The organism is Roseomonas genomospecies 6 (genome assembly GCF_008365375.1).
GTDB lineage: Bacteria > Pseudomonadota > Alphaproteobacteria > Azospirillales > Azospirillaceae > Azospirillum.
In genome coordinates, this window is the sequence record NZ_QOKW01000049.1 from 1 (window position 1) to 26179 (window position 26179).

General features: G+C 68.6%; 24 protein-coding genes and 1 tRNA gene. 14 read left to right on the forward strand and 11 right to left on the reverse strand.

Annotated elements, in window-relative coordinates:
* Positions 1–208: 208 nt before the first annotated feature.
* Positions 209–649 (reverse strand): MarR family winged helix-turn-helix transcriptional regulator, encoded by a 441-nt coding sequence (locus DS843_RS29705; protein ID WP_149472424.1) that lies wholly within the window; start codon positions 647–649, stop codon positions 209–211.
* Positions 650–1007: 358 nt separating this feature from the next.
* On the opposite strand from DS843_RS29705, the gene rimO reads away from it, so the two are divergent.
* On the forward strand, positions 1008–2372 hold the full coding sequence (gene rimO, locus DS843_RS29710) for a 30S ribosomal protein S12 methylthiotransferase RimO (RefSeq protein WP_149472425.1): 1365 nt from the start codon (positions 1008–1010) through the stop codon (positions 2370–2372).
* 65 nt (positions 2373–2437) lie between these two features.
* Here rimO and DS843_RS29715 read toward each other — a convergent pair whose 3' ends face one another.
* From DS843_RS29715 to DS843_RS29730, 4 genes are all read right to left on the reverse strand, one after another.
* The gene (locus tag DS843_RS29715) at positions 2438–2773 is read right to left on the reverse strand and encodes a tRNA-binding protein (RefSeq protein ID WP_149472426.1); all 336 of its coding nucleotides are present in this window, start codon (positions 2771–2773) and stop codon (positions 2438–2440) included.
* Between the two features lie 119 nt (positions 2774–2892).
* The gene (locus tag DS843_RS29720; protein WP_040134043.1) at positions 2893–3324 is read right to left on the reverse strand and encodes a phasin family protein; all 432 of its coding nucleotides are present in this window, start codon (positions 3322–3324) and stop codon (positions 2893–2895) included.
* A 136-nt stretch (positions 3325–3460) separates the two neighbouring features.
* Positions 3461–4183, reverse strand: a complete 723-nt coding sequence (locus tag DS843_RS29725; RefSeq protein WP_149472427.1) for a TetR family transcriptional regulator — start codon at positions 4181–4183, stop codon at positions 3461–3463.
* 56 nt (positions 4184–4239) lie between these two features.
* Positions 4240–5874, reverse strand: a complete 1635-nt coding sequence (locus DS843_RS29730; protein ID WP_149472428.1) for a glycosyltransferase family 39 protein — start codon at positions 5872–5874, stop codon at positions 4240–4242.
* Positions 5875–6017: 143 nt separating this feature from the next.
* Here DS843_RS29730 and hflX point away from each other — a divergent pair, with 143 nt between their 5' ends.
* The 6 genes from hflX to DS843_RS29760 all read left to right on the forward strand — a co-directional run bounded on the left by hflX (position 6018) and on the right by DS843_RS29760 (position 14529).
* Positions 6018–7424, forward strand: a complete 1407-nt coding sequence (gene hflX / locus DS843_RS29735) for a GTPase HflX (protein ID WP_149472429.1) — start codon at positions 6018–6020, stop codon at positions 7422–7424.
* Positions 7425–7573: 149 nt separating this feature from the next.
* Positions 7574–7990, forward strand: a complete 417-nt coding sequence (locus tag DS843_RS29740) for a DUF2934 domain-containing protein (protein ID WP_149472430.1) — start codon at positions 7574–7576, stop codon at positions 7988–7990.
* A 188-nt stretch (positions 7991–8178) separates the two neighbouring features.
* Positions 8179–10044, forward strand: a complete 1866-nt coding sequence (gene ilvD, locus DS843_RS29745) for a dihydroxy-acid dehydratase (protein WP_149472431.1) — start codon at positions 8179–8181, stop codon at positions 10042–10044.
* A gap of 290 nt (positions 10045–10334) precedes the next feature.
* Positions 10335–12341 carry a hypothetical protein gene (locus DS843_RS29750; RefSeq protein ID WP_149472432.1) on the forward strand — a complete coding sequence of 669 codons (2007 nt, stop codon included), beginning with the start codon at positions 10335–10337 and terminating at the stop codon, positions 12339–12341.
* A gap of 164 nt (positions 12342–12505) precedes the next feature.
* Complete coding sequence (locus tag DS843_RS29755; RefSeq protein WP_286192402.1) at positions 12506–13507, forward strand: sensor histidine kinase; 1002 nt, start codon at positions 12506–12508, stop codon at positions 13505–13507.
* Between the two features lie 44 nt (positions 13508–13551).
* The gene (locus tag DS843_RS29760) at positions 13552–14529 is read left to right on the forward strand and encodes an acetyltransferase domain-containing protein (protein WP_149472433.1); all 978 of its coding nucleotides are present in this window, start codon (positions 13552–13554) and stop codon (positions 14527–14529) included.
* A 12-nt stretch (positions 14530–14541) separates the two neighbouring features.
* Here DS843_RS29760 and DS843_RS29765 read toward each other — a convergent pair whose 3' ends face one another.
* The 6 genes from DS843_RS29765 to DS843_RS29790 all read right to left on the reverse strand — a co-directional run bounded on the left by DS843_RS29765 (position 14542) and on the right by DS843_RS29790 (position 21732).
* Positions 14542–15618, reverse strand: coding sequence for a YihY/virulence factor BrkB family protein (locus DS843_RS29765; RefSeq protein ID WP_286192403.1), 1077 nt, complete (start codon positions 15616–15618; stop codon positions 14542–14544).
* Positions 15563–16387: a DUF3618 domain-containing protein gene (locus tag DS843_RS29770; RefSeq protein WP_149472435.1), complete on the reverse strand. Its 825-nt coding sequence runs from the start codon at positions 16385–16387 to the stop codon at positions 15563–15565. Before DS843_RS29770 ends, DS843_RS29765 begins: the two co-directional genes overlap by 56 nt.
* A 228-nt stretch (positions 16388–16615) precedes the next feature.
* A tRNA-Lys gene (locus DS843_RS29775) sits at positions 16616–16691 on the reverse strand.
* 120 nt (positions 16692–16811) lie between these two features.
* Entirely contained in the window at positions 16812–17360 is a 549-nt protein-coding gene (gene coaD, locus DS843_RS29780) for a pantetheine-phosphate adenylyltransferase (RefSeq protein ID WP_149472436.1), read from the reverse strand.
* A 21-nt stretch (positions 17361–17381) separates the two neighbouring features.
* On the reverse strand, positions 17382–20186 hold the full coding sequence (gene gyrA / locus DS843_RS29785; RefSeq protein ID WP_149472437.1) for a DNA gyrase subunit A: 2805 nt from the start codon (positions 20184–20186) through the stop codon (positions 17382–17384).
* 163 nt (positions 20187–20349) lie between these two features.
* Positions 20350–21732, reverse strand: coding sequence for an MATE family efflux transporter (locus tag DS843_RS29790; protein WP_149472438.1), 1383 nt, complete (start codon positions 21730–21732; stop codon positions 20350–20352).
* A 194-nt stretch (positions 21733–21926) separates the two neighbouring features.
* On the opposite strand from DS843_RS29790, the gene DS843_RS29795 reads away from it, so the two are divergent.
* The 7 genes from DS843_RS29795 (at position 21927) to DS843_RS29825 (ending at position 26008) form a co-directional block, all read left to right on the forward strand.
* Positions 21927–22079 carry an entericidin A/B family lipoprotein gene (locus DS843_RS29795; RefSeq protein ID WP_109069550.1) on the forward strand — a complete coding sequence of 51 codons (153 nt, stop codon included), beginning with the start codon at positions 21927–21929 and terminating at the stop codon, positions 22077–22079.
* Positions 22080–22119: 40 nt separating this feature from the next.
* Positions 22120–22308 carry a hypothetical protein gene (locus DS843_RS29800; RefSeq protein WP_149472439.1) on the forward strand — a complete coding sequence of 63 codons (189 nt, stop codon included), beginning with the start codon at positions 22120–22122 and terminating at the stop codon, positions 22306–22308.
* Between the two features lie 266 nt (positions 22309–22574).
* The gene (locus tag DS843_RS29805; RefSeq protein ID WP_149472440.1) at positions 22575–23201 is read left to right on the forward strand and encodes a calcium-binding protein; all 627 of its coding nucleotides are present in this window, start codon (positions 22575–22577) and stop codon (positions 23199–23201) included.
* A gap of 200 nt (positions 23202–23401) precedes the next feature.
* Complete coding sequence (locus DS843_RS29810; RefSeq protein ID WP_149472441.1) at positions 23402–23854, forward strand: hypothetical protein; 453 nt, start codon at positions 23402–23404, stop codon at positions 23852–23854.
* Between the two features lie 450 nt (positions 23855–24304).
* Positions 24305–24655, forward strand: coding sequence for a hypothetical protein (locus tag DS843_RS29815; RefSeq protein WP_149472442.1), 351 nt, complete (start codon positions 24305–24307; stop codon positions 24653–24655).
* 157 nt (positions 24656–24812) lie between these two features.
* Positions 24813–25526 carry a Spy/CpxP family protein refolding chaperone gene (locus DS843_RS29820; RefSeq protein ID WP_149472443.1) on the forward strand — a complete coding sequence of 238 codons (714 nt, stop codon included), beginning with the start codon at positions 24813–24815 and terminating at the stop codon, positions 25524–25526.
* 248 nt (positions 25527–25774) lie between these two features.
* Complete coding sequence (locus DS843_RS29825; protein WP_149472444.1) at positions 25775–26008, forward strand: hypothetical protein; 234 nt, start codon at positions 25775–25777, stop codon at positions 26006–26008.
* The last annotated feature ends 171 nt before the right edge of the window (positions 26009–26179 follow it).

The window sequence follows — 26179 nt, forward strand, 5'->3', positions numbered from 1 at the left end:
CGTCTCAACCGTGCGCCAGGGGGCATCGGCGGGATCAGTTGAAAGCATCCCCGGAAAACAGAGCCCGGCGCACTCCGTTACGCCGGACACATCTATCGCATCAGCCTCATGTTAGCGCCTATGCCCCGGCCCTCCCCCGCTTCGCGAGGGAGGGAGTTAGTCCCCTCCCTCGCGAAGCGGGGGAGGGTTAGGGAGGGGGAAATAGTGCTTACGCCGACCGCTGGCTCAGCAACCCGCGCAACACGCGCGACAGCAGATCGGCCAGTTGGAACTGCTCCGGCCCCGGCAGGGCCGCGATGACCGCGGCGAAGTCCTTCAGCGGGTCGTATTCCAGAAGGGCCATCGCCTTCGGCGTCGGGTGAAGCTGCACCACGCGGCGGTCCTCCGGTACCGGGACGCGCGTCAGCAATTCCTTGTTCACCAGCACCTCCACCATCTGGGAGGCGGCGCCGCGGGTCGTCGCGTGGAAGTCCGCGAAGGCTGAGACGGTGCGCTGGCTGTCGTTGGCACGCGCGAAATAGCGAAGCGCCGTCCATTGGGACGGTTTCAGACCCTGCGTGTAGCCCATGCTGTCGGCGATGTGACCGATGTGCATCATGACCTCGGCGATCGCTTGCGCCGATGCCAGAGACTGTGGGCTTTTCGACATGGCAGCGGGGTCTCGACAGTTGCCAGAGGGAAACGCGCCGCGCAGCAAAGGCCGGCAACGAGTCTGTAAGATTTAGAGACTATACGATCACAAAACTAACATACCCCAGCAGGCGAGTCCATGACTCCCCACCCCCGACGACGCAGCGCACACTACCGTATCGGATGGGTAAACGAAACATTGACGTCACCGTTCGTCCGGCACATGGTGTCGCACCCCTGGTGTCCCACGCCTCTGCGGTGCCGTCCGGGATACCGGCGCGGTGCGGAGACAACGCAGGGCACCTACCACCTCGTGTCGGGGCTGCGCCGCGCGTTTTGTCTGGCGTTGCGCCGCGACTCGCCTATATATGCGCGCCATGACCAGCACGCCCCCGTCCATTCCCGGTTTCAAGACCAACCCGGCCTCCTCCCCCAAGGTGGGGATCGTCAGCCTGGGCTGCCCGAAGGCGCTCGTCGATTCCGAGCGCATCCTCACCCGCCTGCGCGCCGAAGGCTACGAGATCTCGCCGTCCTACGACGGCGCGGACGTGGTGCTGGTCAACACCTGCGGCTTCCTCGATTCCGCGAAGAAGGAATCCCTGGAAGCCATCGGGGAAGCGATCAAGGAGAACGGCCGGGTCATCGTGACCGGCTGCATGGGCGTGGAATCGGATATGATCCGGCAGGTCCATCCGGACGTGCTGGCCGTCACCGGCCCCCACCAGTACGAGCAGGTCGTCAACGCCGTGCACGACGCCGTGCCGCCGGTGCACGACCCCTTCACCGATCTGGTGCCGCCGGAAGGGCTGCGGCTGACCCCGCGCCACTACGCCTATCTGAAGATTTCCGAGGGCTGCAACAACCGCTGCAGCTTCTGCATCATCCCCAGCCTTCGTGGCGATCTGGTCAGCCGTCCGGTCGTATCCGTTCTGCGCGAGGCGGAGAAGCTGGCGACCGCCGGCGTGAAGGAACTGCTGGTCATCTCCCAGGACACCAGCGCCTACGGCATCGACCGCAAGTATGCGGAAGAGGATTGGTACGGGCGCAAGGTGAAGGCCCGCTTCATCGACCTGTGCCGGGAACTGGCGAACTTCGACGTCTGGGTGCGCCTGCACTACGTCTACCCCTACCCGCATGTGGACGAGGTGATCCCGCTGATGGCGGAGGGCCGCATCCTTCCCTATCTGGACATCCCGTTCCAGCACGCCTCCCCGACCGTCCTGAAGGCCATGCGCCGCCCGGCGGCCCAGGAGAAGCAGCTCGACCGCATCCGGAAGTGGCGGCAGGAATGCCCGCATCTGGTCCTGCGCTCCACCTTCATCACCGGCTTCCCCGGCGAGACGGAGGAGGACTTCCAGTTCATGCTGGACTGGCTGAAGGAGGCGCAGCTCGACCGCGTGGGCTGCTTCAAGTACGAGCCGGTGGAGGGCGCGACCGCCAACGACCTGCCTGGCGCCGTTCCGGAAGAGGTCAAGCAGGAGCGGTGGGAGCGCTTCATGGAGACGCAGAAGGCGATCAGCGCCGAGCGGCTCCAGCAGAAGGTCGGCTACACGCTGGGCGTCATCATCGACGAGGTGGACGAGGAAGGCGCCATCGGCCGCTCCTACGCCGACGCGCCGGAGATCGACGGCAACGTCTTCCTGAACGGCGAGACGAACGTGAAGCCGGGCGACATCGTGGACGTGACCATTGAGCACGCCGACGAATACGATCTCTGGGGCTCCATCGAACGCGCCGAGTAAGCGGCTTTGCCCAAAGAGAAAGGGCCGGGACGGCAATGCCTCCCGGCCCTTTCTCTTTGGTTGATTCAGTACAGCCGCCCGCCGTTCGGCACGCCTTGCCCCGGCCCGACCAGCACCACCTCACCATCCGCATCCGGAAGACCCAGGCAAAGAACCTCGCTGGTGAAGGGGCCGATGCGCTTGGGCGGGAAATTCACCACCCCCAAAATCTGCCGGCCCACCAGCTCGTCCAGCGTGTAATGGCGCGTGATCTGGGCGGAGCTGCGCCGGGTGCCGATCTCCGGCCCGAAATCGACGGTCAGCTTGTAGGCGGGCTTGCGCGCCTCCGGAAAGGGCTCCGCTGCGATAATGGTGCCGACGCGGATGTCGACCTTCAGGAAATCGTCGTAGCTGATGGTCACGGTTCTCTTGCCCCTGCCCTGTTGCGGTCGTTGCCGGCAAAGCTAACAGTGAAGCCCGAAACGCGAAAGGGCCGCCCCGGTGGGCGGCCCCTTGCGGCACTCTCCGGTGGGAGAGGAGCTTACTTCTTGGCGATGGCGGCCTTGACCTCGTCCAGGCTCTCCGACACGCGCTTGGACAGCACGTCGGCGGCCTCGGTGTTGGACTTGGCGACCAGTTCGGCCAGTTCCTTGATGTTCGACAGGGCCTTCTCGAAGGCGACCTTCACCAGCTCGGCCTGCTTGGCGGCCTTCTCTTCCGGGGTGCCGGCGGCGGCGACCTGGTTGACGTAGCTGCCGGCTTCCTCGACGGAGGAGCGGACGATTTCGGCCTGGCGGCGCAACACGGCCTGCAGACCCTCGATCGCGAGCTGGTTGGCGGCGGTCACCGCCTCGATGTTCTTGCGCTGGCTCGCCAGGATGGACTCGACGTCCAGACCAGGCACCTTGTAATCGCCCAGCACCTTGGACAGATCGAACTCGAGGAACGGGTTACCGGACGACTGCTTGGCCATGGTTCTCACCCCCGACGATAGGATTTCCGGGCATGCTGCGGCGCAGCAAACCTGTGGCGCGACTATGCAGATTGCAAAAAAGATAGTCAACGCCCTTGTGCATCGCACCAAGGGTTACACTGCGCCCCACGGAACCTCAACCGGCGGACGCGCCTCCCGGTTCCCCTGCGCCGGGCGGCGCCGTTTGTGATTCGGATGGGGAGGCGCGTCCGGATCTGCGACGTAATGCCTCAGCCCAGCGTTCCGCACGCCGCAACTCCGAATCGAGAGCCGCCATGGTGCGGGACAGGTCCGCGCTGTCGTCCTCCAGGAAGGTACGCATGACCCGCGCCTGAACCGCGCCCAGCCCGGCGGTGAGCAGGGCGCCGCCGGGCCGGTCGGCATCCACCCCCGCGGCGCGAAGCATCCAGGCCATGGAGCGCCCGACATGGCGCGAGAAGGCCAGCGCGGTCAGCGGCTCCCGCCGCAGGTCGCGGACGACCGAGCGCAGCCCGTCCCGATAGGGCAGCAGCGCGTCGTAACGGCGCATCATCACGTCGAACAGCCGGTCGCGGGCGCTTTCCTCCGGATCGGCGGGCGCCTCGCCGGCCAGAACGGCCATGTCGGCGACCCGCGACACCGCGGCCAGCACGTCGGACCGGTCGGGAAAGCGGCGGTAGAAGACGTCCGGCGGCACCCCCGCCGCCCGCGCGATCGCCATCAGCCCGGTGTTGCGCCAGCCCTGTCCGGCGGCCAGCCGCATCGCCGCGGCGGCCACCCGCCGGTCCAGCGCATCGGTGCCGCCCCCGCCCGCATCGTTTCCCCCGGTGTCGGGGGCGTCCGGATCGGTCTTCCAGGGGGTGTCGGCGGTGTCGTCCATGGGGTCGAACCTCGTGGTCAGCCTGTCCCCATGATGTGGGATGCCCGCGCCGCGCCTCAACCGGGGCGGCAGAAGGGGAAGGGCTCGACCCGCTTCATATAGGTCGGAATCCAGCCGCACTGGCCGGCGGGGTTGGGCAGGCGGATGGCCTCGATGGCGGGCCAGACCTGGGCGACCACCACCACCAGAGCCACCGTGCCGAGAATCCATCGGCGCGTCCGCGCGCGCTCCAGCAGGCCGGGCAGGCGCAGCAGCACCCAGGCCGCCGCCAGCCCCATCAGCGGGTCGGTGTAGGCGGCGTAGGCGCGCTGGAATCCGCGCAGGGAGAACAGCGTCTCCAGCCCCCAGGCGACCAGCAGCAAAAGCGCCGCCTGCGCCGCCGCCGCCCGCTCGCCGCGCCGCCACAGCACGACGCAGCCGCCGATGATGAACCATTCCACCACGACGGTCTGCGGGATGTTGTCGGGGTGCAGGACGATGGTGCGGATCGCCAGCGTGCGCCACAGCCCCTTCGCCAGAAGCATCGCCAGCCCGTCGGACAGCACCTGCTCCTGCCCCTCAAGGGCGGCCTGATGCTTCCAGGTGGTGAAGACGAACATGTGCTCGATCAGGTTGGCGACGGCGATCACGTTCTGCTCATGCGGGCGGATCGTCAGGGCGAGCACGCCGAGCGACAGCCCCAGCGCGACCGCCGCCATGGCCGCCACCGCGTAGGAGACCCTCACCCGCCAAACCGCCGCGTAGACCGCCATGCCCAGAAAGACCCAGCCGACGATGATCCCCTGATAGCCGCCCCCCGACAGCCCGCCGCCGACCGGGCGGTAGGGGTAGAGCGACTGTCCTGCGGTGGCGATGCCCTGCTGGATCAGGGCCACCGCCGGAAGGGCCGCCGCTCCCGCCGCCAGCGCCAGGATTGCGGCGGCAATCCAGTGGTGCCCGCCCTCCCCCGCGAAGCGGCGCCCGAAGGCCAGAGCGATCACCGGAATCCCCAGAGCCAGGAAGATCGCCTGGATCTTCGTCACCACCGCCAACCCGGCCAGCAACCCCGCCAGCCCGAGCAGCAGCAGGGGGCGCCAGCCCGGCGCGGTGCGGATGGCGACCAGCACCAGAAGAAGCGCCGTCACCACGAAGGAGGCCGACAGAAGGTCGGTGCGCATCTGCCGCGCCTGGGTGGACAGGCCGATGCCGAAGGCCACCACCACGGCGGCCAGGAAGGCCACCCGCCGGTCGCCCACCAGCGCGCGGACGAGGGTGGCGTAGACCAGCGCGAAGCCCGTGGTGACCAGGATGGACAGCGCCCGCCCGGCCTCCACCAAATTCTGCCAGGCCGCGTCGTAAGCCGCGGTGTCGGCGGCGGGCGGCAGGCCCGACAGGGTGACGACCGGCATCAGCCCCAGCGCGTGGAGCAGCCGGTACCAGACCTCGATCACCAGGAAATAGGTGTAGCCGGGATGGTCGAAATACTCCTGGGGCAGGCCCTCGCCGAAGAGAAGCCCGTGATAGGCCAGCACCAGATCCTGGTCGGCGTGCGACCAGTAGGGGGTGCGGAAGCCGATGACCAGGGCCGACGCCACCATCACCGCCGCCAGCGCCGCGCACAGCCCCCACCAGGGCCAGCGGTCCATCGCTCCGGCGGAGGGATGAAGCATGGCCGGACGGGGCGGAGCGGCGCTGCGGTCCAGGGGTGACATGATCGGGCTATGTCCAGAGGTTAGCGGCGAGGCTATGCGGAAGACCGGTTTGTGCACGATTCCGGCCGGTTTTGGAACCGCGGCGGCGGCGGGCTGTTTTTTGCGGGCACACAACTCTTGATCGAAGGAACGGTGCCCGCACGATGCCTGATCCCGACGACCGCCCGTCACCCCGTTCCACCGCCTCCGCGTCCCGCAGCACCCCCGGCATCCATGCCGAAGGAGCAGGACCGCCCTCCGCCGGCCGTGCCCTGGTCTTCCTGCCCCTTCTCCCCACGGCCACGGACCACGGGGACACCACCGCGCGCCAGCCCGACGCCCGCCTTGCCGAAGCCATCGCGCTTGCCCAGGCCATCCATCTGGAGGTGCCGCACGCCGAGGTGATCCGCATCGCCCGCCCCGACCCCGCCACCCTGTTCGGGCGCGGCACCGCCGAGCGGATCGGCGGCATGGTGGAGGCCTTCCACGCCGATCTGGTGGTGATCGACCACGCGCTGAGCCCCGTGCAGCAGCGCAACCTGGAACGCCAGTGCATGGTCAAGGTGATCGACCGCACCGGCCTGATCCTGGAGATTTTCGGGGAGCGCGCCCGCACCCGCGAGGGCCAGTTGCAGGTGGAGCTGGCGGCCCTGACCTACCAGCGGTCGCGGCTGGTGCGGTCCTGGACCCACCTGGAACGCCAGCGCGGCGGCTTCGGCTTCCTGGGCGGCCCCGGCGAAAGCCAGCTCGAACTCGACCGGCGCCTGATCGCCGAACGCATCGCCCGCCTCAAGACGGACCTGGAGGAGGTGCGGCGGACCCGCAAGCTGCACCGTTCCGCCCGCCAGCGCGGCGGCACGCCGCTGGTGGCGCTGGTCGGCTACACCAACGCCGGCAAGTCCACCCTGTTCAACCGGCTGTCCGGCGCCGGCGTGACGGCGGAGGACATGCTGTTCGCCACGCTGGACCCGACGGTGCGCCGGATCGTCCTGTCCTCCGGCAAGACCATCGCTCTCTCGGACACGGTGGGCTTCGTGTCGGAACTGCCGACCCAGCTCGTCGCCGCCTTCCGCGCCACGCTGGAGGAGGTTCAGGCCGCCGACCTGATCCTGCACGTCCGCGACGTCTCGCACCCCGACTCGGCGGCGCAGAAGGCCGACGTGGAATCGGTGCTGGCGGATCTCGGGATCGACGCCGCCAACGACCCGCGCGTGGTGGAGGTGTTGAACAAGACCGACCAGATGCCCGCCACCGCCCGCGGCGCGCTCCACATGCGGCTCGCCAACCAGCGGATGTTGGACGGCGACGAGCGCGCCGTCGCCGTGTCCGCCCTGACCGGGGAGGGGCTCGACGAGCTGATGGAGCTTCTGGATCGGCGCATGTCCGCCGGGCGGCGGGTGCTGGAGCTGAGCGTGAACCTGTCAGACGGGCGCGCCTTGGCGTGGCTCTACGAGCATGGGCAGGTGCTGGACCGCCGGGATGCGGACGGGCAGGCCCATCTGCATGTGGCGTTGGCCCCCGCCGACGCCGCCCGCTTCGAAAGCCGCTTCGCCGGACAGGAAAGCCCCTGACGGAAAGGAAACAGCCCTTCGGCCCATCTTATCGCGACGCCCTGAAACCACCGCCGCTCTTCTGCGTTGAAGCGGGCAGGCCGGCCCGAAATCCGTCCTGACGAAACCCGCGCCGACAAAACCCGCCGTGACCAGGAGGAGGCAGTCCCATGACCCAAAAGGCCGAGCATGGACGGGCCGAGCGCGTTCAGCGCCGCGCCCACGACATCTGGGAGCGGGAGGGCCGCCCCCACGGCCGCCACGACGAGCATTGGGCGCAGGCGGAAGCGGAGGTCGACGACGAGATCCGCGCCGAGCGGCAGGCTTCGGAAACCGAGAGCGGCCCCCCGGACGCCTCCCCGAAACGCCGCGTCAAGGCCGCGAAGCCGGAAACGGCGAAACCCAAGGCGGAAGCCGGGACCAAAGGTGGCGGCGGCACCCGCGCGGCGGCGGAGAATCTGTCGGCGGTGGCCGCCGGACGGGGGGAGCAGACGGGAACCACCAAGACCGGGGGCCAGATCTCCCGCGGCGGCGCCTCCAGCGGAAAGCCGGGCAAGGCCTCGCGCCGCGACGCCTCGCGCGGGTAGACGGGCCGCGGGTAGACGGGCCGCGGGAGGATGGCCGGGGCGGGGCCATGTCCTGCCCTCCTCCGCAAGGCTCCCATGCCCCGTCCGCCGGAAAAGGGGAACGAGAGGTCTGGTTTCCGCCCTTCGGGATTGCTAGTGTTGCTGCCCCTGCGCTTCCGCACGCAATGTTCGATCCCTGAGGTAGAGACATGCCGCATTATCGCTCCCGCACTTCCACGCACGGCCGCAACATGGCGGGCGCCCGCGGCCTGTGGCGCGCGACGGGCATGAAGGACGGCGATTTCGGCAAGCCGATCATCGCCATCGCCAACTCCTTCACGCAGTTCGTGCCGGGGCACGTCCACCTGAAGGATCTGGGCCAGCTCGTCGCCCGCGAGATCGAGAAGGCCGGCGGCGTCGCCAAGGAATTCAACACCATCGCCGTGGACGACGGCATCGCCATGGGCCACGACGGCATGCTCTACAGCCTGCCCTCGCGCGAGCTGATCGCCGACGCCGTGGAGTACATGGCGAACGCCCATTGCGCCGACGCGCTGGTCTGCATCTCCAACTGCGACAAGATCACCCCCGGCATGCTGATGGCCGCGATGCGGCTGAACATCCCGGCGGTCTTCGTGTCCGGCGGCCCAATGGAGGCCGGCAAGGTCAACTGGCGCGGCAAGACCAAGGCCGTGGACCTGATCGACGCCATGGTCGCCGCCGCGGACCCGACCGTGACCGACGAGGAGGCGGCGGAGATGGAGCGCAACTCCTGCCCGACCTGCGGCTCCTGCTCCGGCATGTTCACCGCCAACTCCATGAACTGCCTGACGGAGGCGCTGGGCCTCTCCCTGCCCGGCAACGGCACCATCCTGGCGACCCACGCCGACCGCAAGGAGCTGTTCCTGGCCGCCGGCCGCATGGCGGTGGATCTGTGCCGCCGCTGGTACCAGGAGGAGGACGCCACCGCCCTGCCCCGCGGCATCGCCACCTTCGAGGCGTTCGAGAACGCCATGACGCTGGACATCGCCATGGGCGGCTCCACCAACACGGTGCTGCACCTGCTGGCCGCCGCGCAGGAGGGCCAGGTGCCCTTCACCATGGCCGACATCGACCGCCTGTCGCGCCGCGTGCCGAACGTCTGCAAGGTCGCCCCGGCGGTGTCCGACGTCCACATCGAGGACGTGCACCGGGCCGGCGGCATCTTCGGCATCCTGGGCGAACTCGACCGCGCCGGCCTGCTGAACCGCGAGGTGGCCACCGTCCACGCCAAGACGCTGGGCGACGCGCTGGACCGCTGGGACGTGAAGCGCACCCAGGACGAGGGCGTGCACACCATGTACAAGGCCGCCCCCGGCGGCATCCCGACGACCATCGCCTTCAGCCAGGAGAAGCGCTGGCCGGAACTGGACCTCGACCGCGACAAGGGCGTCATCCGCTCCGTGGACAGCGCCTTCAGCAAGGATGGCGGCCTCGCCGTTCTGTTCGGCAACATCGCGGAAAAGGGCTGCATCGTGAAGACGGCGGGCGTGGACGCCTCCAACCTCGTCTTCGCCGGTCCGGCCCGCGTCTTCGAAAGCCAGGACGCGGCGGTCGAAGCCATCCTGGGCGACAAGGTCCAGGCGGGCGACGTGGTGGTGATCCGCTACGAAGGCCCGCGCGGCGGCCCCGGCATGCAGGAGATGCTGTACCCGACCAGCTATCTGAAGTCGAAGGGGCTGGGCAAGGCCTGCGCCCTGGTGACCGACGGGCGCTTCTCCGGCGGCACCTCCGGCCTGTCGATCGGCCACGCCTCGCCGGAAGCGGCGCAGGGCGGCGCCATCGGCCTCGTCCAGAACGGTGACCGGATCGAGATCGACATCCCCAACCGCCGGATCGACCTCGCGGTGCCCGCCGAAGAGCTGCAGCGCCGCCGCGACGCCGAGAACGCCAAGGGCGCCGACGCCTGGAAGCCGGCCAACCGCAACCGCGTCGTCTCCCCGGCGCTTCGCGCCTACGCCGCCCTGACCACCAGCGCCGACCGCGGCGCGGTCCGCGACGTTTCCCAGGTGGAAGGCATCGCCGTAAAACGGTGACCCGGCGTCGGAGCCGCAACCGAAAGGTTTGATCGCGCCGATCAAGACTTCCGGATGAGTTGCAAGCGCCAGTTGTCGAAATGAACGGCGCCGTGGAAATCCGCGGCGCCGTTTCCCTTTGAAGACGCGGGGATCACTGTGAGCATGCGTCAGTATGTCCCCAATCCGGATCAACCATCACCATAAGAAGCGTAGGCGATCCGCGGTGAAATCTGCCATTGTCTCTCGGCGTGCTCCGGCATGCCGGAACGGGACGAGCGTGCAGGAAAAACAACACCACGGGGCAACCGATGGCGCAGCCGCAGCCCAGCGTGAAGGAGGATGCCGGTACGGCGCTCGACGACGCGGCGCAACGCCGCATACTGGCGGAGACCGGGGACACGCTGCGCCGGGCGGAGGAAGGCATCGGTGCCGTTCTGACGCTGACCGCAGAAAGCGCCGGTCGGGAGCGCCTGATCGCCGCGCTGCTTCGAAGCCCCATCGCCGCCGGTTTCGGCGTCGCACGCTGGCCGCAATCGCCCCTGCCACCCCTGGGGGGCCGCGATGACCTGGAGGCGGTCGCCCGAACCCTCCTTCCGCTGACCGGCGGAAACCCGGCGGAGGCTCCCCGGCGGGTGGCCCTCGCGGCGGAGCGCGGCGGCGGCGAATTGGCGGGCGAAGCGGTGCGCGGCCTGCTGGACGCTCCGTCGCTCCACCCGCTCTGGCTGGGGCTGGACCGGACGCAAAGGGCGGATTTCCAGGTGGAGGGGCTGGCCGCCGCCGTTCTGGACCTGTGTTACGAACGCCCCGTCCTGATCCTGGTGGAGAACGCCGAGTGGACGCGCGGGCTGACCCACCAGTTGCTCGATGCGCTCGCCGCCGCTGCGGAGGACGCCCGCCTGTGCCTGCTGCTCACCCGCTCGCCGGCCCATTCCGATGATCCCGGCGGCTGGACGGCGCCCGTCACGGCACGGCGCATCGTTCTGCAGGAGCCGGACGGGGGACCAAACGAACTCGCCGATACCGGTGCGGACGATTTGTCCGGTCCCGCTTTCCACGCCCATGCGCTGGACAGCCTGCGCCGGGAACGCCGGTCCGGACGGATCGAGTGGATGGCCCACCACGCGCCACTGGCCGGAAACTGGATGCTCGCTTGTGCCTGTGCGCGGCATGCCGGACGACGGGCCGAGGAAGGATGCCGTCCCGCCGACGCAGCCCGCCATTACATGGATGCCTTGAACGCCCTGGACCGGCTTCCCGACAGCCGCCGCAACGCGCAACGCCGCATCGACCTGTGGACCGCGCTGGCCCGGACCCGTGTGCCGCTGGGCCACGGCAATCGAAGCGGTGACGCGGCGGAGGCGGCGGAGACGGCCAACGCGCTGGCTGTCCGTCTTGACGACCGGCTGCGCACCGCGCGCGCCCTGTCGCTTCTGGCAGCCCTGAACTGGGCGGGGGGAGACCTGCGGGCGGCTCAGCGGACGGGCATGCGGGCGCTTCGGATCTGGCGGCGAACCGACAGTCCCGGTCCGCGGATTCAGACGCTGATCCGGGTAGGACGGGGGTTGACCGAGCAGGGCCGTTTCCGCCACGCGGACACCGTCCTGCGCGCGGCCGCCCAACGGGTGGAGGCCGACGACGCGCGCCGTCTGCCCGGACCGACGGCCCTGGCGCCGGTCTGCGTCGCCGCTCACCGGGCGCGCTGTCTGGCGGAACTGGGCGAGCCGGACGAGGCCCTGCGGCTGGCCCAGGCCGCCGCCGCCCTGGCTGAGGAAAGCGGTCACGCCGCGTCCCGCGCCCTCGCTTGCCTGCATCTCGGCTGGGCGGCGCTGACCAGCCGGCGGTTCGACCATGCGATGGCGCCGCTGAAGCAGGCCGTGGCGATCACCGAGACCATTCGTCTGCACGCCTGCCAGCCCCTCGCGCTCGGCGCCCTGGGCTATGCGCTGGTCCGCGCCGGCTCGCTTGCCGACGGGGCTTCCCTTCTGCTAGGCAGCCGAGAGCACGCGCGGCTGCTCGGCATCGCGCGCCACGAGCCGCAAATCCTCATCTGGATCGCCGAAGCCGCCTTGCTTTCCGGCCAGCCGGAGGATGCCGTCCGCAACGCCCGGGAGGCGGCCGGCCGGGCGGGCGCGGCAGGGCAATCGGGCGATGAGGCCTGGGCCAGACTGGTCCTCTCCCGCGGGCTGGCTGCGACGGACGACATCGCCGCCGCACAGCGTCAATTGGCCGCCGCCGTCCGCATTGCCGCACAACGGTCGATGGCAACGCTGATCATCCAATGTTCAACATTGCGGGAAGCCCTTGCCCCGGAGTGACGGGGGACGACAAGGGCAGGAAACATCTTCCGGCCATCGAACCTAATTTGTTACGCTCCAAGAACAAAAGGGTGTGCGTTCGCACACAAATCTCCATATCGTATGCGCTCCTCCCGCGGACGGCACCGTCCGATCCCCGCCCCAAGAACGGACCACCGCCGCACATGACTCTGGCCAAGCTCTCCCGGTTGCGCGGGCACAAGGGTTTGGGGTTCATGTTCGGGCTGGCGACCTTCGCCGTCGCCCTGGTGGCGCGTCTGGCGCTGGACGCCCTGTTGCCGGCTGGCTTCCCCTTTCTGACCTTCTTCCCGGCGGTCATCGTCACCACCTTCCTGGCGGGGTTGTGGCCGGGCATCCTGACGGCGCTGCTGGGCGGCGTGGCGTCCTGGTACTTCTTCCTGGGCGACGGATGGTCGTTCGCCATGACGCCGGGCAGCGCGCTGGCCCTGGGATTCTATGGGTTGGTGGTGGCGGTGGACATCACCGTGATCCACATCATGAATGTGGCGTTGGAGCGTCTGGCGGAGGAGCGCAACCGCAGCGCACGGCTGACCCACCAGACGCAGGTGATGTTCAGCGAGCTTCAGCACCGGGTTTCGAACAACCTTCAACTCGCCTCTTCGCTGATCGCGATCCAGAAGTCCAAGGTCAAGGACCCCGACGCCCGCCGCGCGCTGGACGAGGCCGCGGGGCGGCTGTCCACCCTGGGCCGCCTGCACCGCCGGCTGCACGCTCCGCAGGGCGGTCCGATGGACATGGAGTCGTTCCTGTACGAGTTGTGCCACGACATCCTGCAGACCTCCGGGGCGGAGCGGGTCGACTGCACGGTCAGCGCCGTCCGATCCGACCTGCCGCCGGACACACTGATTCCGATGGCGCTGATCCTGGCGGAACTGGTCAGCAACGCGCTGGAGCATGGCTTTCCGGACGGAAAGGCCGGCCAAATCGGCGTCGAGCTTCGCACCGGAGAGGGTGGTTTGATTCTGACGGTTCGGGATGACGGGGCGGGCCTTCCCGACGGCTTCACCCTGGCACGCCCATCCAGCCTCGGCCTGCAAATCGTCACCTCGTTGGCCGCCCAGATCGGCGGCAGCTTCGACATGACCGGCTCCCCCGGCCAAGGCACCACGGCCCGGCTGGTCCTTCCCCAGCCCATCGGGGTGTAGAGCGCCGGTGGACAGGGGCGCGCCGTTCCGGCAAAAGTCGCCCCATGCTCCAAGCCTCCCCCCTATCCGCATCCGCATCGGCGCCTCCCCGGCGCGTCGGCGCCGTCGACGTGGCGCGCGGCGTGGCGCTGCTCGCCATGGCGCTGTATCACGGGTCCTGGGACCTGACCTATCTGGGGTTGGCGAACTTCGACCTGTTCAACGACCCGCTGTGGCTGGCCGCCCGCACCGGCATTCTCGGGAGCTTCCTGATCCTGTCGGGACTCAGCCTCGTCCTGTCGGCTGAGGGGGCGGCGGAGGGGGCGGCGGAGGGCGGGATCGACCGGACCCGCTTCCTGCGGCGCTTCGCCCTGCTCGTCCTGGCCGCGGGCGGCGTGACGGCGGTGTCGATGGTGATGTTCCCGGACAGCCCGATCTTCTTCGGCGTGCTGCATCACATGGCCGTCGCGAGCCTGCTCGGTCTCGCGCTGCTGCGCCTGCCATGGCCGGCGCTCGTGCTGTTGGGGGTCGGGGTGATCGTGGTGGGGAAGACGGTCGCCCTGCCCGTGTTCGACGAGCCCTGGCTGCGCTGGATCGGGTTGATGACCTTCGAACCGGAGTCGAACGACTATGTGCCGATCTTCCCCTGGTTCGGCGCCTTCCTGTTCGGAATGGGGTTGGGGCGCCTGTGGCGGCCCGCCCCGGCGGCGGTGCCGGGAGGAACGCCGGGGCGCTGGTTCGCCTGGGCGGGACGGCGCAGCCTGTTGGTCTATTTGATCCACCAGCCCGTGCTGTTCGGCCTGCTGTCGCTTCTGGCGATGGGGATCGGCGCCGACCCGGCGGACGTGCGCAGCTTCCTGACGTCCTGCGAGGCGACCTGCACCGCCAGCGGCGGCGCTGCGAACCACTGCGCCGCCACGTGCCGCTGCGTGTCCGACGAACTGAACCGTGCCGGCCTGTGGTCCGGCTTCATCAACGACCGGCTGACCGCCGATGCCTCCCGCAAGGTGGACGGCATCATCCAAAGCTGCGGAAGCCGGTAGGCCGGTTGTGCCCTACGCCCGGCGCTTCCCGACCGTGTCGGCGACGTAAGCGTCCCGGTGGCCCATCGGCTTCGGCCCGCGCCCGTCCTCTTCGGTGGTGTCCCGGGCGGTCTGGTGTTCGATCTCCGCGTTCAGCTCCGCCCCCATCAGGACTGCGTAGGAGGTCAGGTTGAACCACAGCAACAGCACCACGCCCGCCCCGACCGACCCATAGGTCTGGTTGTAGCTGCCGAAGTTCGAGACATAGACCGAAAAGCCCACCGACGCGATGATCCACAGCCCCGTCGCGATGGCCGACCCCCAGGTGACCCAGCGCCATTTCGGCTCCCGCCGGTCCGGGCCGTAGCGGTAGAGCACGGCCAGCGCCAGCACGATCGCCACCGCCAGGATGGGCCAGCGCGCCAGGCTGGCGATCCAGCCGATGGGGGTGTCCCGCAGGCCGAGGAAATTGATCGCCGCCGGAACCGCCACGATCATCGCCAGCGTCACGATCACGAACAGCAGCGCGGCCAACGTCAGGATCAGAGACAGCAGGGCGAGCCAGAGGAAGCTGCGCCGCTCCTCCTCCCCGTACGCGATGTTCAGTGCGGTGATGAGGGAGTTGGTGCCGCGCGACGCGCTCCACAACGTCAGGGCGAGGCCGAACATAACACCGAAGCCCAGCCCCTCCTGCGGTGCCGAAGCCACGGTGCGCGCCTGATCGCGCAGCACGTTCAGCGCCTCCGGCGGCAGCAGCCCGGCCAACTGGTTGACCTGCTGCTCTACCCCCGCGGGGTCGAAGACGAGGCCGTAGAGGGAGACCAGGGCCGCGATGGCGGGGAAGATGGCGAACAAGGCGTAGTAGGCCACACCCGCCGCCACGATGGAGATGTTGTCCTTCCCCTGCTCTTCCCAGGTGCGCCAGAGGATGTCCTTCCAGCCCGCCTTGGGGATGTCCGAAGGGCGGACCGCGGAACGGCCCCGCCCCCCTCCCATCTCGACACGCGGGTATTGGTTGCGGTGACGACGGCTCAGCCCCAGCATGCCGGCTCCCTCACGCGACCGCTTCGCGCAGCGCGCCGACGCGATGGCGCACCGTTTCGATCTCATGGAAATGGGCGCCGACGATCACCGTCAGGTCCTCCGGAAGCTCGTCATGCAGGCTGTTGCGGAACAGCCCCAACGTCCCCTCGACGCCGCTTTCCAGCCCCCGCAGGAGCCCGCCGCGCGTCCGGGCGCCGCCCAGTTCCGCGTCCAGATCCCGCCAGACCGCGTGCACCGGGGCTTGCGGATCGCGGTCGCCGCCGCGGCGCACCAGCTCCGCCTCCAGAGCGGCGGCGCTGCGGTCAAACTGAGAGGCCACCTGGGTCAGCCGCGGCGTCAGGTCGGGATCGTCCAGAACCATGTCGGCTTGCCGGAACCCGGTGGCTCCCTGGCGACAGGCGGCAACCAGAACACCCAGAAGTTCCCGGACCGTGCCGTCCGTGACCGCTCCGGCAGGGCTTCCCGGTGCCGTCCGCTCGACTTCGGGTGTGCGGGACACGGTCCAGGCGAACCACAGGGCGCCCGCCGCCATCACGGCCAGGGGCCAGGGGTTTGAGCGGATGGCGCGCGCGACGCGTGACGGGTTGCCCTCCACCACATCGCGAACCACCTCGATCACGCCGCCCGACATCTGACCGGGCGAGAGACGGAACTCGATTTCATCGAGAACCGCATCCATGCGGTGTCGGATGGCGTGTATGTCCTGCTCGATTTCGTCCGGCCCCCGCCGTCCGCGTGGCGGATTGGAGACGTCCGGTGTGGGTGTGGTGTTTGCTGTGTTGCCCGCCGCGACGCCGCCCATGGTGTCGGCATACGGATCGGTGGCTCGGTTCATGCCGGCGACTCCCCCTCTTGACGCTGCCGCCAAGCAACACCTGCAAAAGGCAGAAGGTTCCGGGCCGCCACCGAGGCGACATAGAGGCGACATTGGGGTGCCCCGAGCGACCTTTCAAACCGGACACAAGGGAGTGAGTTAGCCCGTCGTAAGCAAACCGCGAACAACCGGATTGCAGACAGGGACCGGGACCTGAGGCCGATCAGGCCAGAAATCTACAGGAAGGAATGGTGATCCGGGTGGGATTCGAACCCACGGCCACATGATTAAAAGTCACGTGCTCTACCGACTGAGCTACCGGATCACAAAGGGCACGGCCTGTTGCCGGTGCGGGGCGCAACATAGGGGGCGGTGACGCCCCGGTCAACAGCGGGGTTGGGCGGAACGCACAAAAATTCCGCCCTCCGCCACGCCCCCGGCGCCGTCACTGTTTCAGCGTCTGGATCTGCTTGCTGGCGTCGCCGTTGCCGGCCTCCAGGGCGAAACGCTCGGCAAGATGGTCGGCGACACGGCCGCTGACAAAACCCCGGATGTCGCCGCCCAGACGCCCGATCTCCTTCACGAAGCGGGAGGAGATGAACTGGCTTTTCTCCGAAGCCATCAGGAACATGGTCTCGATCTTCGGGTTCAGGCGGGCGTTCATTCCCGCCATCTGGAACTCGTACTCGAAGTCCGAAACCGCCCGCAGGCCGCGGATGATCACGGTGGCGTTCACCTCCACCGCGAAATGCATCAACAGCGTGTCGAACGCCCGCACCTCGATGCTGGCCCCGTTGTTGTTCAGGGCGGCCACATCCTCCCGGACCATCGCCACCCGCTCGTCCGTCGAGAAGAGCGGGCCCTTGCCGGCGTTGCGGGCGACGCCGACGATCAAATGATCGACCAGACGCGACGCCCGCTGGATGATGTCCATATGCCCGTTGGTGATCGGGTCGAAGGTGCCGGGATAGACACCGGTGCGGCGCTTGGCCATGGGAGTACCTTCCGCCTTTTCTTATTCGATCGTATCACCGGGCGTGTCACCGGGCGTATCGCCGGAACCGGATTCGACTCCGGCGTCGTCGTCCACGGTGGCCGTCCCGCCGCCGTTGCCGTTGGTCCCGTTCCCGTTGGTGTCTTCATCCTCCGCGATGGACGCGACGGACACCACGCGCTCGTCCGCGCCCACGCGGAACAGCGTGACGCCCAGCGTCTTGCGGCCCGCGATGCGCACGTCGTGGATCGGCATGCGGATGACCTGACCGCCGTTGGTGACCATCATCACCTGGTGCGTGCCCTCCACCGGGAAAGCCGCGACGATGGAGCCGTTGCGGTCGCCCATCTCCATGTTCCAGATGCCCTGGCCGCCGCGGCCCGTCACCCGGTATTCGTAGGAGGAGGTCCGCTTGCCGTAGCCGCGTTCGGTCACGGTCAGCACATACTGCTCCTGACGCTTCAACTCCTCGTAGCGCTCGGGGCTGAGCGTGACCGACTCGGTCGGCACCTCGTCGGCTTCCGGAGCCGCCTCGCCTTCCATGTCCACGCCTTCCTCGCGCTTCCTCTTCAGGAAGGCGGCCCGCTCCTCCGGCGAGGCATCGACGTGGTGGAGCGTGGTCATGGAGATGACCTCGTCACCGTCGCCCAGACGGATGCCGCGCACGCCGGTCGAGGTGCGGCCCGCGAAGACGCGCACGTCGGCGACCTCGAAGCGGATGCACTTGCCGCCGACGGTCGCCAGCAGCACGTCGTCGGCTTCCGAGCAGGTGCGGACGGCGATCAGACGCTCGCCCTCCTCCTCCAGCTTCATGGCGATCAGGCCATTGGAGCGGATGTTGGCGAAATCCGACAGGCGGTTGCGCCGCACATTGCCCTTCGACGTGGCGAAGACGACGTGCAGGTCCGCCCACACGGCCTCGTCCTCGGGCAGCGGCAGGACGGTGGTGATCGTCTCGCCGTCGATCAGCGGCAGCAGGTTCACGAAGGCCTTGCCGCGCGCCTGCGGGTTGCCCAGCGGCAGGCGGTAGACCTTCAGCTTGTAGACCATGCCGCGCGACGAGAAGAGCAGGAGCGGCGTGTGGGTGTTGGCGACGAACAGGTCGCTGACCGCGTCCTCAGCCTTCATCGACATGCCCGACCGGCCCTTGCCGCCACGCTTCTGCGCGCGGTAGGTGGAGAGCGGGACGCGCTTGACGTAGCCGGACTGGCTGACCGTGACGACCATGTCCTCGCGCTGGATCAGGTCCTCGATGTCGGCCTCGAACTCCAACTCCTGGATCTCGGTGCGGCGGGGGGTGCCGAACCGCTCCTTCATCTCCACGAGTTCCTCGCGGAGGATGCCCAGAAGCTTCGCGCGGTTGGCCAGGGTCTCCAGGTAGTCGGCGATCTGGTCGGTCACGTCCTTCAACTCGGCGCCGATCTTGTCGCGTTCCAGCCCGGTCAGGCGGTGCAGGCGCAGGTCCAGGATGGCCCGGGCCTGCTCCTCCGACAACCGGTAGGTGCCGGCCTCCGACACGCCGCGGCCCGGCTCGTCGATCAGGGCGATCAGCGGGGCGACGTCCATCGCCGGCCACTCGCGCTCCATCATCTGCTCGCGCGCCCAGACGGGGTCCGGGGCGCTGCGGATCAGCGCGATCATGGCGTCCAGGTTGGCGACGGCGACCGCCAGACCGACCAAGGTGTGGGCGCGCTCGCGCGCCTTGCCCAGCAGGAACTCGGTGCGCCGGGTGATGACCTGCTCGCGGAACCGGACGAAGGCGACAATGATCTGCCGCAGGTTCATCAGCTCCGGACGGCCGCCGTTCAGCGCCAGCATGTTGACGCCGAAGGACGTCTGAAGCTGGGTGTGGCGGAAGAGCTGGGCCAGCACCACGTCGGGCACGGCGTCGCGCTTCAGCTCGATCACCACGCGCACGCCGTCGCGGTCCGATTCGTCGCGCAGATCGGAGACGCCCTCGATCGTCTTGTCGTTGACGACCTCGCCGATGCGCTCCATCAGCTTGGACTTGTTGACCTGGTACGGGATCTCCGTCGCCACGATGGCGAAGCGGTCCTTGCGGATCTCCTCGATCTCGGTCTTGGCGCGGATGATGACGGAGCCGCGCCCGGTCATCAGGGCCGACCGGACGCCCGACCGGCCGAGGATCATGCCGCCCGTCGGGAAGTCCGGGCCGGGCACGATCTCCATCAACTCTTCGTCGGTGACGTCGTTGTTGTCGATGTAGGCGCAGCAGGCGTCCACCACCTCACTCAGATTGTGGGTGGGGATGTTGGTCGCCATGCCGACGGCGATGCCGCCCGCGCCGTTGACCAGCAGGTTCGGGAAACGCGCCGGGACGACCGTGGGCTCCTTGCCCGAATCGTCGTAGTTGGCCTGGAAATCGACGGTGTCCTTGTCGATGTCGTCGAGCAGCGCCTCCGCCGCCTTGGCCAGCCGCGCCTCGGTGTAGCGCATGGCCGCCGCCGGGTCGCCGTCCATCGAGCCGAAGTTGCCCTGCCCGTCGATCAGCGGCAGGCGCATGGAGAAGTCCTGCGCCATGCGGACCATGGCGTCGTAGATCGCGCTGTCGCCGTGCGGGTGGTATTTACCCATCACGTCGCCGACGATGCGCGCCGACTTCTTGTAGGGCTTGGTCGAGTCGTACCCGCCCTCCTTCATCGCGTAGAGGATGCGGCGGTGCACCGGCTTCAGCCCGTCGCGGACGTCGGGCAGGGCGCGGCTCACGATCACGCTCATCGCGTAATCGAGATAGGACCGGCGCATCTCGTCTTCGATGGTGACCGGCGCGATGTCGGAGGCGGGAGGAAGGGGCGTCGTGCTCAAGGAGACAAACTCATTCTACGGGCTGCGGCTATGCTCGGTGTTCAACGCTTGCTGTTCAACGCTTAAGGTTCAACGGCGGCACTTCCGCACGGCCCTTCGGGCCGCTGCATGTAATATAAGAATTCCTATCAGCTTTCGCATGTGCACACAACGCTCCGGCGGTTCAGCGATTCCCGGACTTTGCAGCCGATCGACGGCGGCTCAAGAGCGCGAAGCGCAGCGAAAGGATGGTCACGGATACCACACTGGCGATCAGAATTCCCTCAAAAAGACCGCGTGCGCCGCGTTCCAGTCCGAAGGCGAGCAGCGCCGACACCGGAATCATCACCACCGCGTAGGAAATGAAATGCAGGGCGGTGGGAACCCAGGCGTCGCCACGCCCGCGCAGCGCGTTCGCCATGACCACCTGACCTCCGTCCGCCACCAGAACCCAGGCGGTGAAGGCGATCAGCGGAGCCACCGCGGCGATCAGTTCGGGGTCGGCGCTGTAGATCGCGGCCAGCGGCTCCGGAATCCAGCGGTACAGCACGCCGACTCCGGCCAGGATGAAGCTGGTCACCCCGAGTCCCGTCCAGCCGGCCAGAGCCATGTCCTGCGGGTCGCGCCGGCCATAGGCCACCCCAACCCGCACCGCCGTGGCCGAGGCCAGCCCGACCGCCGCCATGAAGGGCAGCGCCGTCAGGTTCAGCCCGACCGTGTAGGCGCCGAGCGCCAGCGGCGAGATCATCCCGGCGAACAGCCCCAGCGTGGCGAAGGCCCCGCTCTCCACGCCCAGGCTGACCCCCGCGGCATAACCGAGATGGCGCTGCTTCCGGCTGCCGCTCCACCAGTCGCGGACCGGTTCCCGCACCGCCCAGCGCGCGTGGTCGCTCATGGTCCAGGCGTAGAGGACGAGGCCCACCCCCATCCCCCAGCGCACCGCGGTGGTGGCCCAGGCCGACCCGACCGCCCCCATCGCCGGAAAACCGGCGTGCCCCCAGACCAGCGCCCAGGCCAGCAGGGCGTTCGCCAGGTTGCCCAGGATCATCACCACCATGCCCGGCACGGGCCGCTTCAACCCCTCCAGGAAGAAGCCGGTGGCGACGTACAGCATCATGCCCGGCATCCCGTAGCCGAGCACCGCCATCACCTGCCCGCCGCCCGCCGCCAGGTCCGGCGACTGGCCGGTCAGCCGGAAGAAAGGCTCTCCGGCCAGCGAGGCCAGCGCGAACAGGACGCCCAGCAGCAGGGCGTAGGGGATGGCCCGGCGCCAGATGCGCCCGCATTCCGCGTCCCGCCCCGCTCCCAGCGCGTGTGCGGTCACCGCCACGACGCCCATCATCAGCCCCACGCCGGTGGTGACCAGCAGGTTGGCCGGCAGATGGGCCAGCCCGTAATAGGCCAGTTCCTGCGCGCTGTAGCGGCCCACGATAGCCGTATCCACCGCCATCATGACGACCAGCCCGGCGCGTGAGACGATGACCGGCGCGGCCAGCCGCAGCAGTTCGCCCGCGTGGGTGCGCAGACGGTCGGTCAGGGAGGGGGCGGGAATCGCGTGATCGGGCATGATGGGGATGTCGGTCGCTTTATGAACGGTTGTCTCCGCCATGGCGGAACCGGCCATCTTGACCGTGCGGCGTACCACGTCAAGTGGCGGGGAATTCTCCTTCCGCCCTGTTGCAAATCCGCCGAACGAGCCGGAACCAACGGCTGCGGCTCCGCGTTGACGAGACAACAGCATCCATTGAGGAGTTCGGGATCATGAGCCGCGCCATGCCGTTCCCCGTCCGCCAGATCGCCCTCGCCAGCTTCGTCCTGACCTTCGCGGCCCTGCTGGCCGGCTGCAACACCATCGAAGGGGCCGGGCAGGATGTCCAGGCCGGCGGCCGGGCCGTCGAACGCGCCGCCGAGTGACGCGCGCCTTCAATCCGTTCAACCACAGAGAGCAATCCGCATGAGCGACCCCATGACTCCAGGACGTCCCACCGAGGTGCCGCCGCCGAGCAACCCGAACACGCCCCAGCCGGACCGTCCGACCACGCCGGACCCCTACCCCGTTCCTTCGAATCCCGACACCCCGCCGGAAATGCCGCCGCCGGCGGACCAGCCGGTTCCCGGCATGCCGACGCCGACCCAGGCGTAGGAGGCGGATACCCAACCCGGCGCATGTACGGCGAAAGCCATGTTCGCGAAAGGCCGGTTGCCTCAGGGCGCCGGCCTTTTTCCTTGCCTGGAGAAACGAAGTACGGAAGTCGAAGATTCGAATCTGAAAACAACACCGAAACACAAGAGCAACAACCGCCAAGGGACCGTGGCAAAATTCGGCATAGCGATGTTAACTGTATTTTTACCTTTTCCATCCTCCCAACTCGATGTTAACAATTCGTTAACCAACGAGGAGAGGCAACCATGGCCAGGTTTTCGGGAACCAACGCCGCCGAACGCTATCTCGGCACCGACGCCGCCGACACGGTCTATGGCAATGGAGGGAACGATTCGCTCTCCGGCGGACTCGGCGACGACCTTCTGGACGGCGGGCTTGGGAACGATTGGCTGGGCGATCCCTACGCCGGCGATCCGGGCAACGACCGGATGCACGGACGCCAGGGCGACGACCAGCTCTTCGGCGGGGCCGGCGACGACTGGCTGGACGGGGGGTCGGGCAACGACACCGTGAAGGGCGGACGCGGCGACGACACGCTGGTTGGCGGCACCGGCGACGACTGGCTGATCGACACGTTGCGCGACGACGGGTCCGACATCTTCCTGCCCGGCGCCGGCAACGATCACATGGTCAGCTACCGCGACGGCGCCACGGACATCTTCCGCTTCGATGTGGCTCCCGGCGGCTTCGGGACGGACGACATCAGCTATTTCGAGGCGGGGATCGACCGCATCGAGTTCCGCGGCTTCTCCGCCGCCGATCTGACCGTCTCGACCACCGCCACCGGCACGGCCTTCGGCTTCCGGGACGGGTCGTCGCTGGCCGTGGACGCGGTCGGCTTGGTGTCCGGCCGCGACTATGTGTTCACCTGATCCCGGATTTGGCCTGAAGGGAATTGACCTGAAGGGAATTGGCCTGAAGGGAATTGGCCTGAAGGGGTTACCGCGGGCATTGAGACCCGACGGCGCAAGGGGCGTGGCCGCGGTTGGCCGCGCCCTTTTCCGTTCGGTTCCACGGCCCCTCCGCTCCGCTGCCGCGTTGTAGCCTTGCCCACGCGACGGAGGAGCCACGCATGACCCATCCACGTCCCAACCCCCGCCCGACCATCCGGCTGTTGGCCGTCTGCGCGCTGGCCGCGCTCGGCGCCTGCGCGGAGACCGGTGACACGCAACGGCCCATGGCGCGGATGTCGCCGCTGGAACTTGTCGGGCTGACCGTGCAATCGATTCCCGAAAACCGCATCCTGGGAGCGGTCGAGGATGTCGTCCTCACGCCCGCCCGCGAGCCGGTCCAGATCGTCGTGGCGAGCGGCGCGCCGGTCCATCCCGTTAAACGCCATGTCACACTGGACTCCAGCCGGCTGCGCTATTCGGGAGAGCGGCAGGCGCTGGTCCTCACGGGGATGACGGCGGACGAGTTCGACGCGCTGTTCACCGCACCCGCGGCGGCGGTCCCGACCCTCGCCCCCCTTCCCGGCAATCCGGCGGACGCCACCAACTGGAACCGCGCCACCGCCCCGCGCTGAGGGACCCGTTCACCCGGACCGTGCAATCCCGAACGCCGTTCGGGATTGCACGGTCTGGCCATCGCTTCCAGGATTCCCCGACCGGCGCCCACGTCACCGCCCCGGCTTCGTCGGAGGCTCCGTTTCTTGAGACGATGGGGTCATCATGACGAAACAGGCATCACCCAAACACGCCCCTGAAATCCGCGAGCGAGTGGTGCGGAAGGTGTTCGAGCACGAAGTCCTTCCGTGGCATCTCCGGCCCGGTCGAAGCTGCGGGTGACATTCCGGCGCACTCCTTCTCCGGCGCCTGGTAGGGATCGTTGCCGAAGCCATCTGTTGTTGCAGGGGCCAGGAAACGGCCGTAGGTTTCCATCAGGGCGCGGTGGGCACTGGGGTGCCGCACGGTTCCCGCAAGATGAGGCAAACGCCATGTGGCGTGCGACGCGGTCGTCGGTGAGGAGGGTGGTGGTGAGCCTGCTGATGCTGGCCACGCTGCTCGTCTATGCCGCGCCGAGCCACGCCAACCTGGGGCCTCACCATGCCTCCCAGACTCCTCACGAGCACGCTCTGGCCGACGACCATGGCGACGCCGTCGCGACCGTCCCGGACCACGAGCACGAGGAAGCTCCGTGTGAGGACCTTGGTCTGCTCGACGAAGGGGCCTGCTGCAGCGTCGCTCAGTGCCTTACCATGCACGGCGGTCTCCCCGCTGCGATGGTCGAGGCGTTCACCCCGCGCCTGAACACGTCCCAGCATCTGCCTGCCCTGGCCACGCCGGACGGCATCGGCATCGACCCGGCTATCCGCCCCCCGCTCTGACCATCTGACGCCACGAGTCCGCCCGCGCCCGACCTGAGCCTCGGCTCGGCGGAGGACGCCGGTCCCGGCCCTCGTGCGCTTGGCTTTTGCGTCCCCGGCGCTCCCGCGTGGAGTCCGTCCGGGATGGCTCGAACCAGATGTTCAGATGGAGGACGCCATGTCGTCTCTCACCCGCAAGATGCTCCCGGCACTCGCGCTGACCGCCATGATGTCGGTCGCCCAGGCCCAGACCACCACGGACCAGGACCACAACGCCCATCATCCGGACGGTGCCGCGGCCACGACACAGGCCCAGCCCGCTCCGGCCCTGCCCCCGCCCCCGACCCCGGCTCCCACGCAGCCGACCCCGGGCGCGAAGCCCGGCGCCCAGGCGCAGGGTGGCCAGCCCGGCATGATGATGAACCCGGGCATGATGATGAACATGGACCAGATGCGCTCGATGATGGGCGGCATGCCGGGCCAGCAGGACGGCCAAGCCGGGATGATGGGGCCCGGAATGATGTCCATGATGCGACAGATGATGGGCCAGCAGGGCGGAATGGGCTTGCCCTTCGAGCACGTCGAGGGCCGCATCGCGTTCCTGAAGACCGAACTCAAGATCACCGACGCCCAAGCGCCGCAGTGGAACGTCTTCGCCGACACGCTGCGGTCGAACGCCAAGGCCCATCGGGCCATGCACGAGCAGATGGCCATGGGCGGCATGCCCTCCACCTGGCCCGACCGGCTCGCTTTCCAGCAGAAGGCGCTGACCACCCGGCTCGACGCCCTGAAGGCGCTGGAATCCGCCGCCAAGCCGCTCTACGCCGTGCTGACCGACGAGCAGAAGACGCTCGCGGACCGGCTGCTCCCCGGCCCCATGGGCATGATGTGAGGAGGAGGCCATGACGCACCACGAACACACCCATCACGCTCCCGAGTCACCGGCGCGCACGCCCTGGTGCCGGACCTGGACCGGCTTGGCCGGACTCGGCGCGACCGCCCTGGCGGCCGGGGTGTTCGGAGCCGAGCACGGGCGTTACGCCGCGGTCGCTCCGGGTCGGCGTCCGCGTCTTGCATCCCGTGGGCCGAACCACCCCAGAGTCGGAGGGTCGTTCGGTGCGTGATTCTCGTTGGAAGCCCATGAAGCAAGCGGCGGCAGGCGCCGGGGAGGCGCTGATCCCGGCCTCCCCGGCGGTCACGCTGCGGCACACGAGCGGCTGCTTGAACCGGAACATCGGACAGCGCGAGTACGAGGCCGAACTCGGCGTCCCGCTCTGGCTGCCCGGCCAGGGAACGGCGACCGTCCGGGCGGGCGACGCGCTTCTGGCGCGCACCGACGCCCATGTGAACCAGTCCCTCGGAGTTCTCCCATGACCACCCGACGCCTCCTTGCCGCGACCGCCGTCGCCGCAAGCCTTGCCGCGCCGGTCGCCGCTCCCGCCCTTGCCCACGAGGGCCACGCCCATGGCGGCGAGGAGCCGAAGCCGGTCGTCACGACGGCCGATCCCACCCTGGAAGCGTCCTCGTCCGACTTCGAACTCGTGG

What these genes read in the sequence shown, in the direction of transcription:
- DS843_RS29705 (WP_149472424.1), bottom strand. Translation starts at nt 649, where the DNA reads ATGTCGAAAAGCCCACAGTCTCTGGCATCGGCGCAAGCGATCGCCGAG.
- rimO (WP_149472425.1), top strand. Translation starts at nt 1,008, where the DNA reads ATGACCAGCACGCCCCCGTCCATTCCCGGTTTCAAGACCAACCCGGCC.
- DS843_RS29720 (WP_040134043.1), bottom strand. Translation starts at nt 3,324, where the DNA reads ATGGCCAAGCAGTCGTCCGGTAACCCGTTCCTCGAGTTCGATCTGTCC.
- DS843_RS29725 (WP_149472427.1), bottom strand. Translation starts at nt 4,183, where the DNA reads ATGGACGACACCGCCGACACCCCCTGGAAGACCGATCCGGACGCCCCC.
- DS843_RS29730 (WP_149472428.1), bottom strand. Translation starts at nt 5,874, where the DNA reads ATGTCACCCCTGGACCGCAGCGCCGCTCCGCCCCGTCCGGCCATGCTT.
- hflX (WP_149472429.1), top strand. Translation starts at nt 6,018, where the DNA reads ATGCCTGATCCCGACGACCGCCCGTCACCCCGTTCCACCGCCTCCGCG.
- DS843_RS29740 (WP_149472430.1), top strand. Translation starts at nt 7,574, where the DNA reads ATGACCCAAAAGGCCGAGCATGGACGGGCCGAGCGCGTTCAGCGCCGC.
- ilvD (WP_149472431.1), top strand. Translation starts at nt 8,179, where the DNA reads ATGCCGCATTATCGCTCCCGCACTTCCACGCACGGCCGCAACATGGCG.
- DS843_RS29750 (WP_149472432.1), top strand. Translation starts at nt 10,335, where the DNA reads ATGGCGCAGCCGCAGCCCAGCGTGAAGGAGGATGCCGGTACGGCGCTC.
- DS843_RS29755 (WP_286192402.1), top strand. Translation starts at nt 12,506, where the DNA reads ATGACTCTGGCCAAGCTCTCCCGGTTGCGCGGGCACAAGGGTTTGGGG.
- DS843_RS29760 (WP_149472433.1), top strand. Translation starts at nt 13,552, where the DNA reads ATGCTCCAAGCCTCCCCCCTATCCGCATCCGCATCGGCGCCTCCCCGG.
- DS843_RS29765 (WP_286192403.1), bottom strand. Translation starts at nt 15,618, where the DNA reads ATGAGATCGAAACGGTGCGCCATCGCGTCGGCGCGCTGCGCGAAGCGG.
- DS843_RS29770 (WP_149472435.1), bottom strand. Translation starts at nt 16,387, where the DNA reads ATGAACCGAGCCACCGATCCGTATGCCGACACCATGGGCGGCGTCGCG.
- coaD (WP_149472436.1), bottom strand. Translation starts at nt 17,360, where the DNA reads ATGGCCAAGCGCCGCACCGGTGTCTATCCCGGCACCTTCGACCCGATC.
- DS843_RS29790 (WP_149472438.1), bottom strand. Translation starts at nt 21,732, where the DNA reads ATGCCCGATCACGCGATTCCCGCCCCCTCCCTGACCGACCGTCTGCGC.
- DS843_RS29795 (WP_109069550.1), top strand. Translation starts at nt 21,927, where the DNA reads ATGAGCCGCGCCATGCCGTTCCCCGTCCGCCAGATCGCCCTCGCCAGC.
- DS843_RS29800 (WP_149472439.1), top strand. Translation starts at nt 22,120, where the DNA reads ATGAGCGACCCCATGACTCCAGGACGTCCCACCGAGGTGCCGCCGCCG.
- DS843_RS29805 (WP_149472440.1), top strand. Translation starts at nt 22,575, where the DNA reads ATGGCCAGGTTTTCGGGAACCAACGCCGCCGAACGCTATCTCGGCACC.
- DS843_RS29810 (WP_149472441.1), top strand. Translation starts at nt 23,402, where the DNA reads ATGACCCATCCACGTCCCAACCCCCGCCCGACCATCCGGCTGTTGGCC.
- DS843_RS29820 (WP_149472443.1), top strand. Translation starts at nt 24,813, where the DNA reads ATGTCGTCTCTCACCCGCAAGATGCTCCCGGCACTCGCGCTGACCGCC.
- DS843_RS29825 (WP_149472444.1), top strand. Translation starts at nt 25,775, where the DNA reads ATGAAGCAAGCGGCGGCAGGCGCCGGGGAGGCGCTGATCCCGGCCTCC.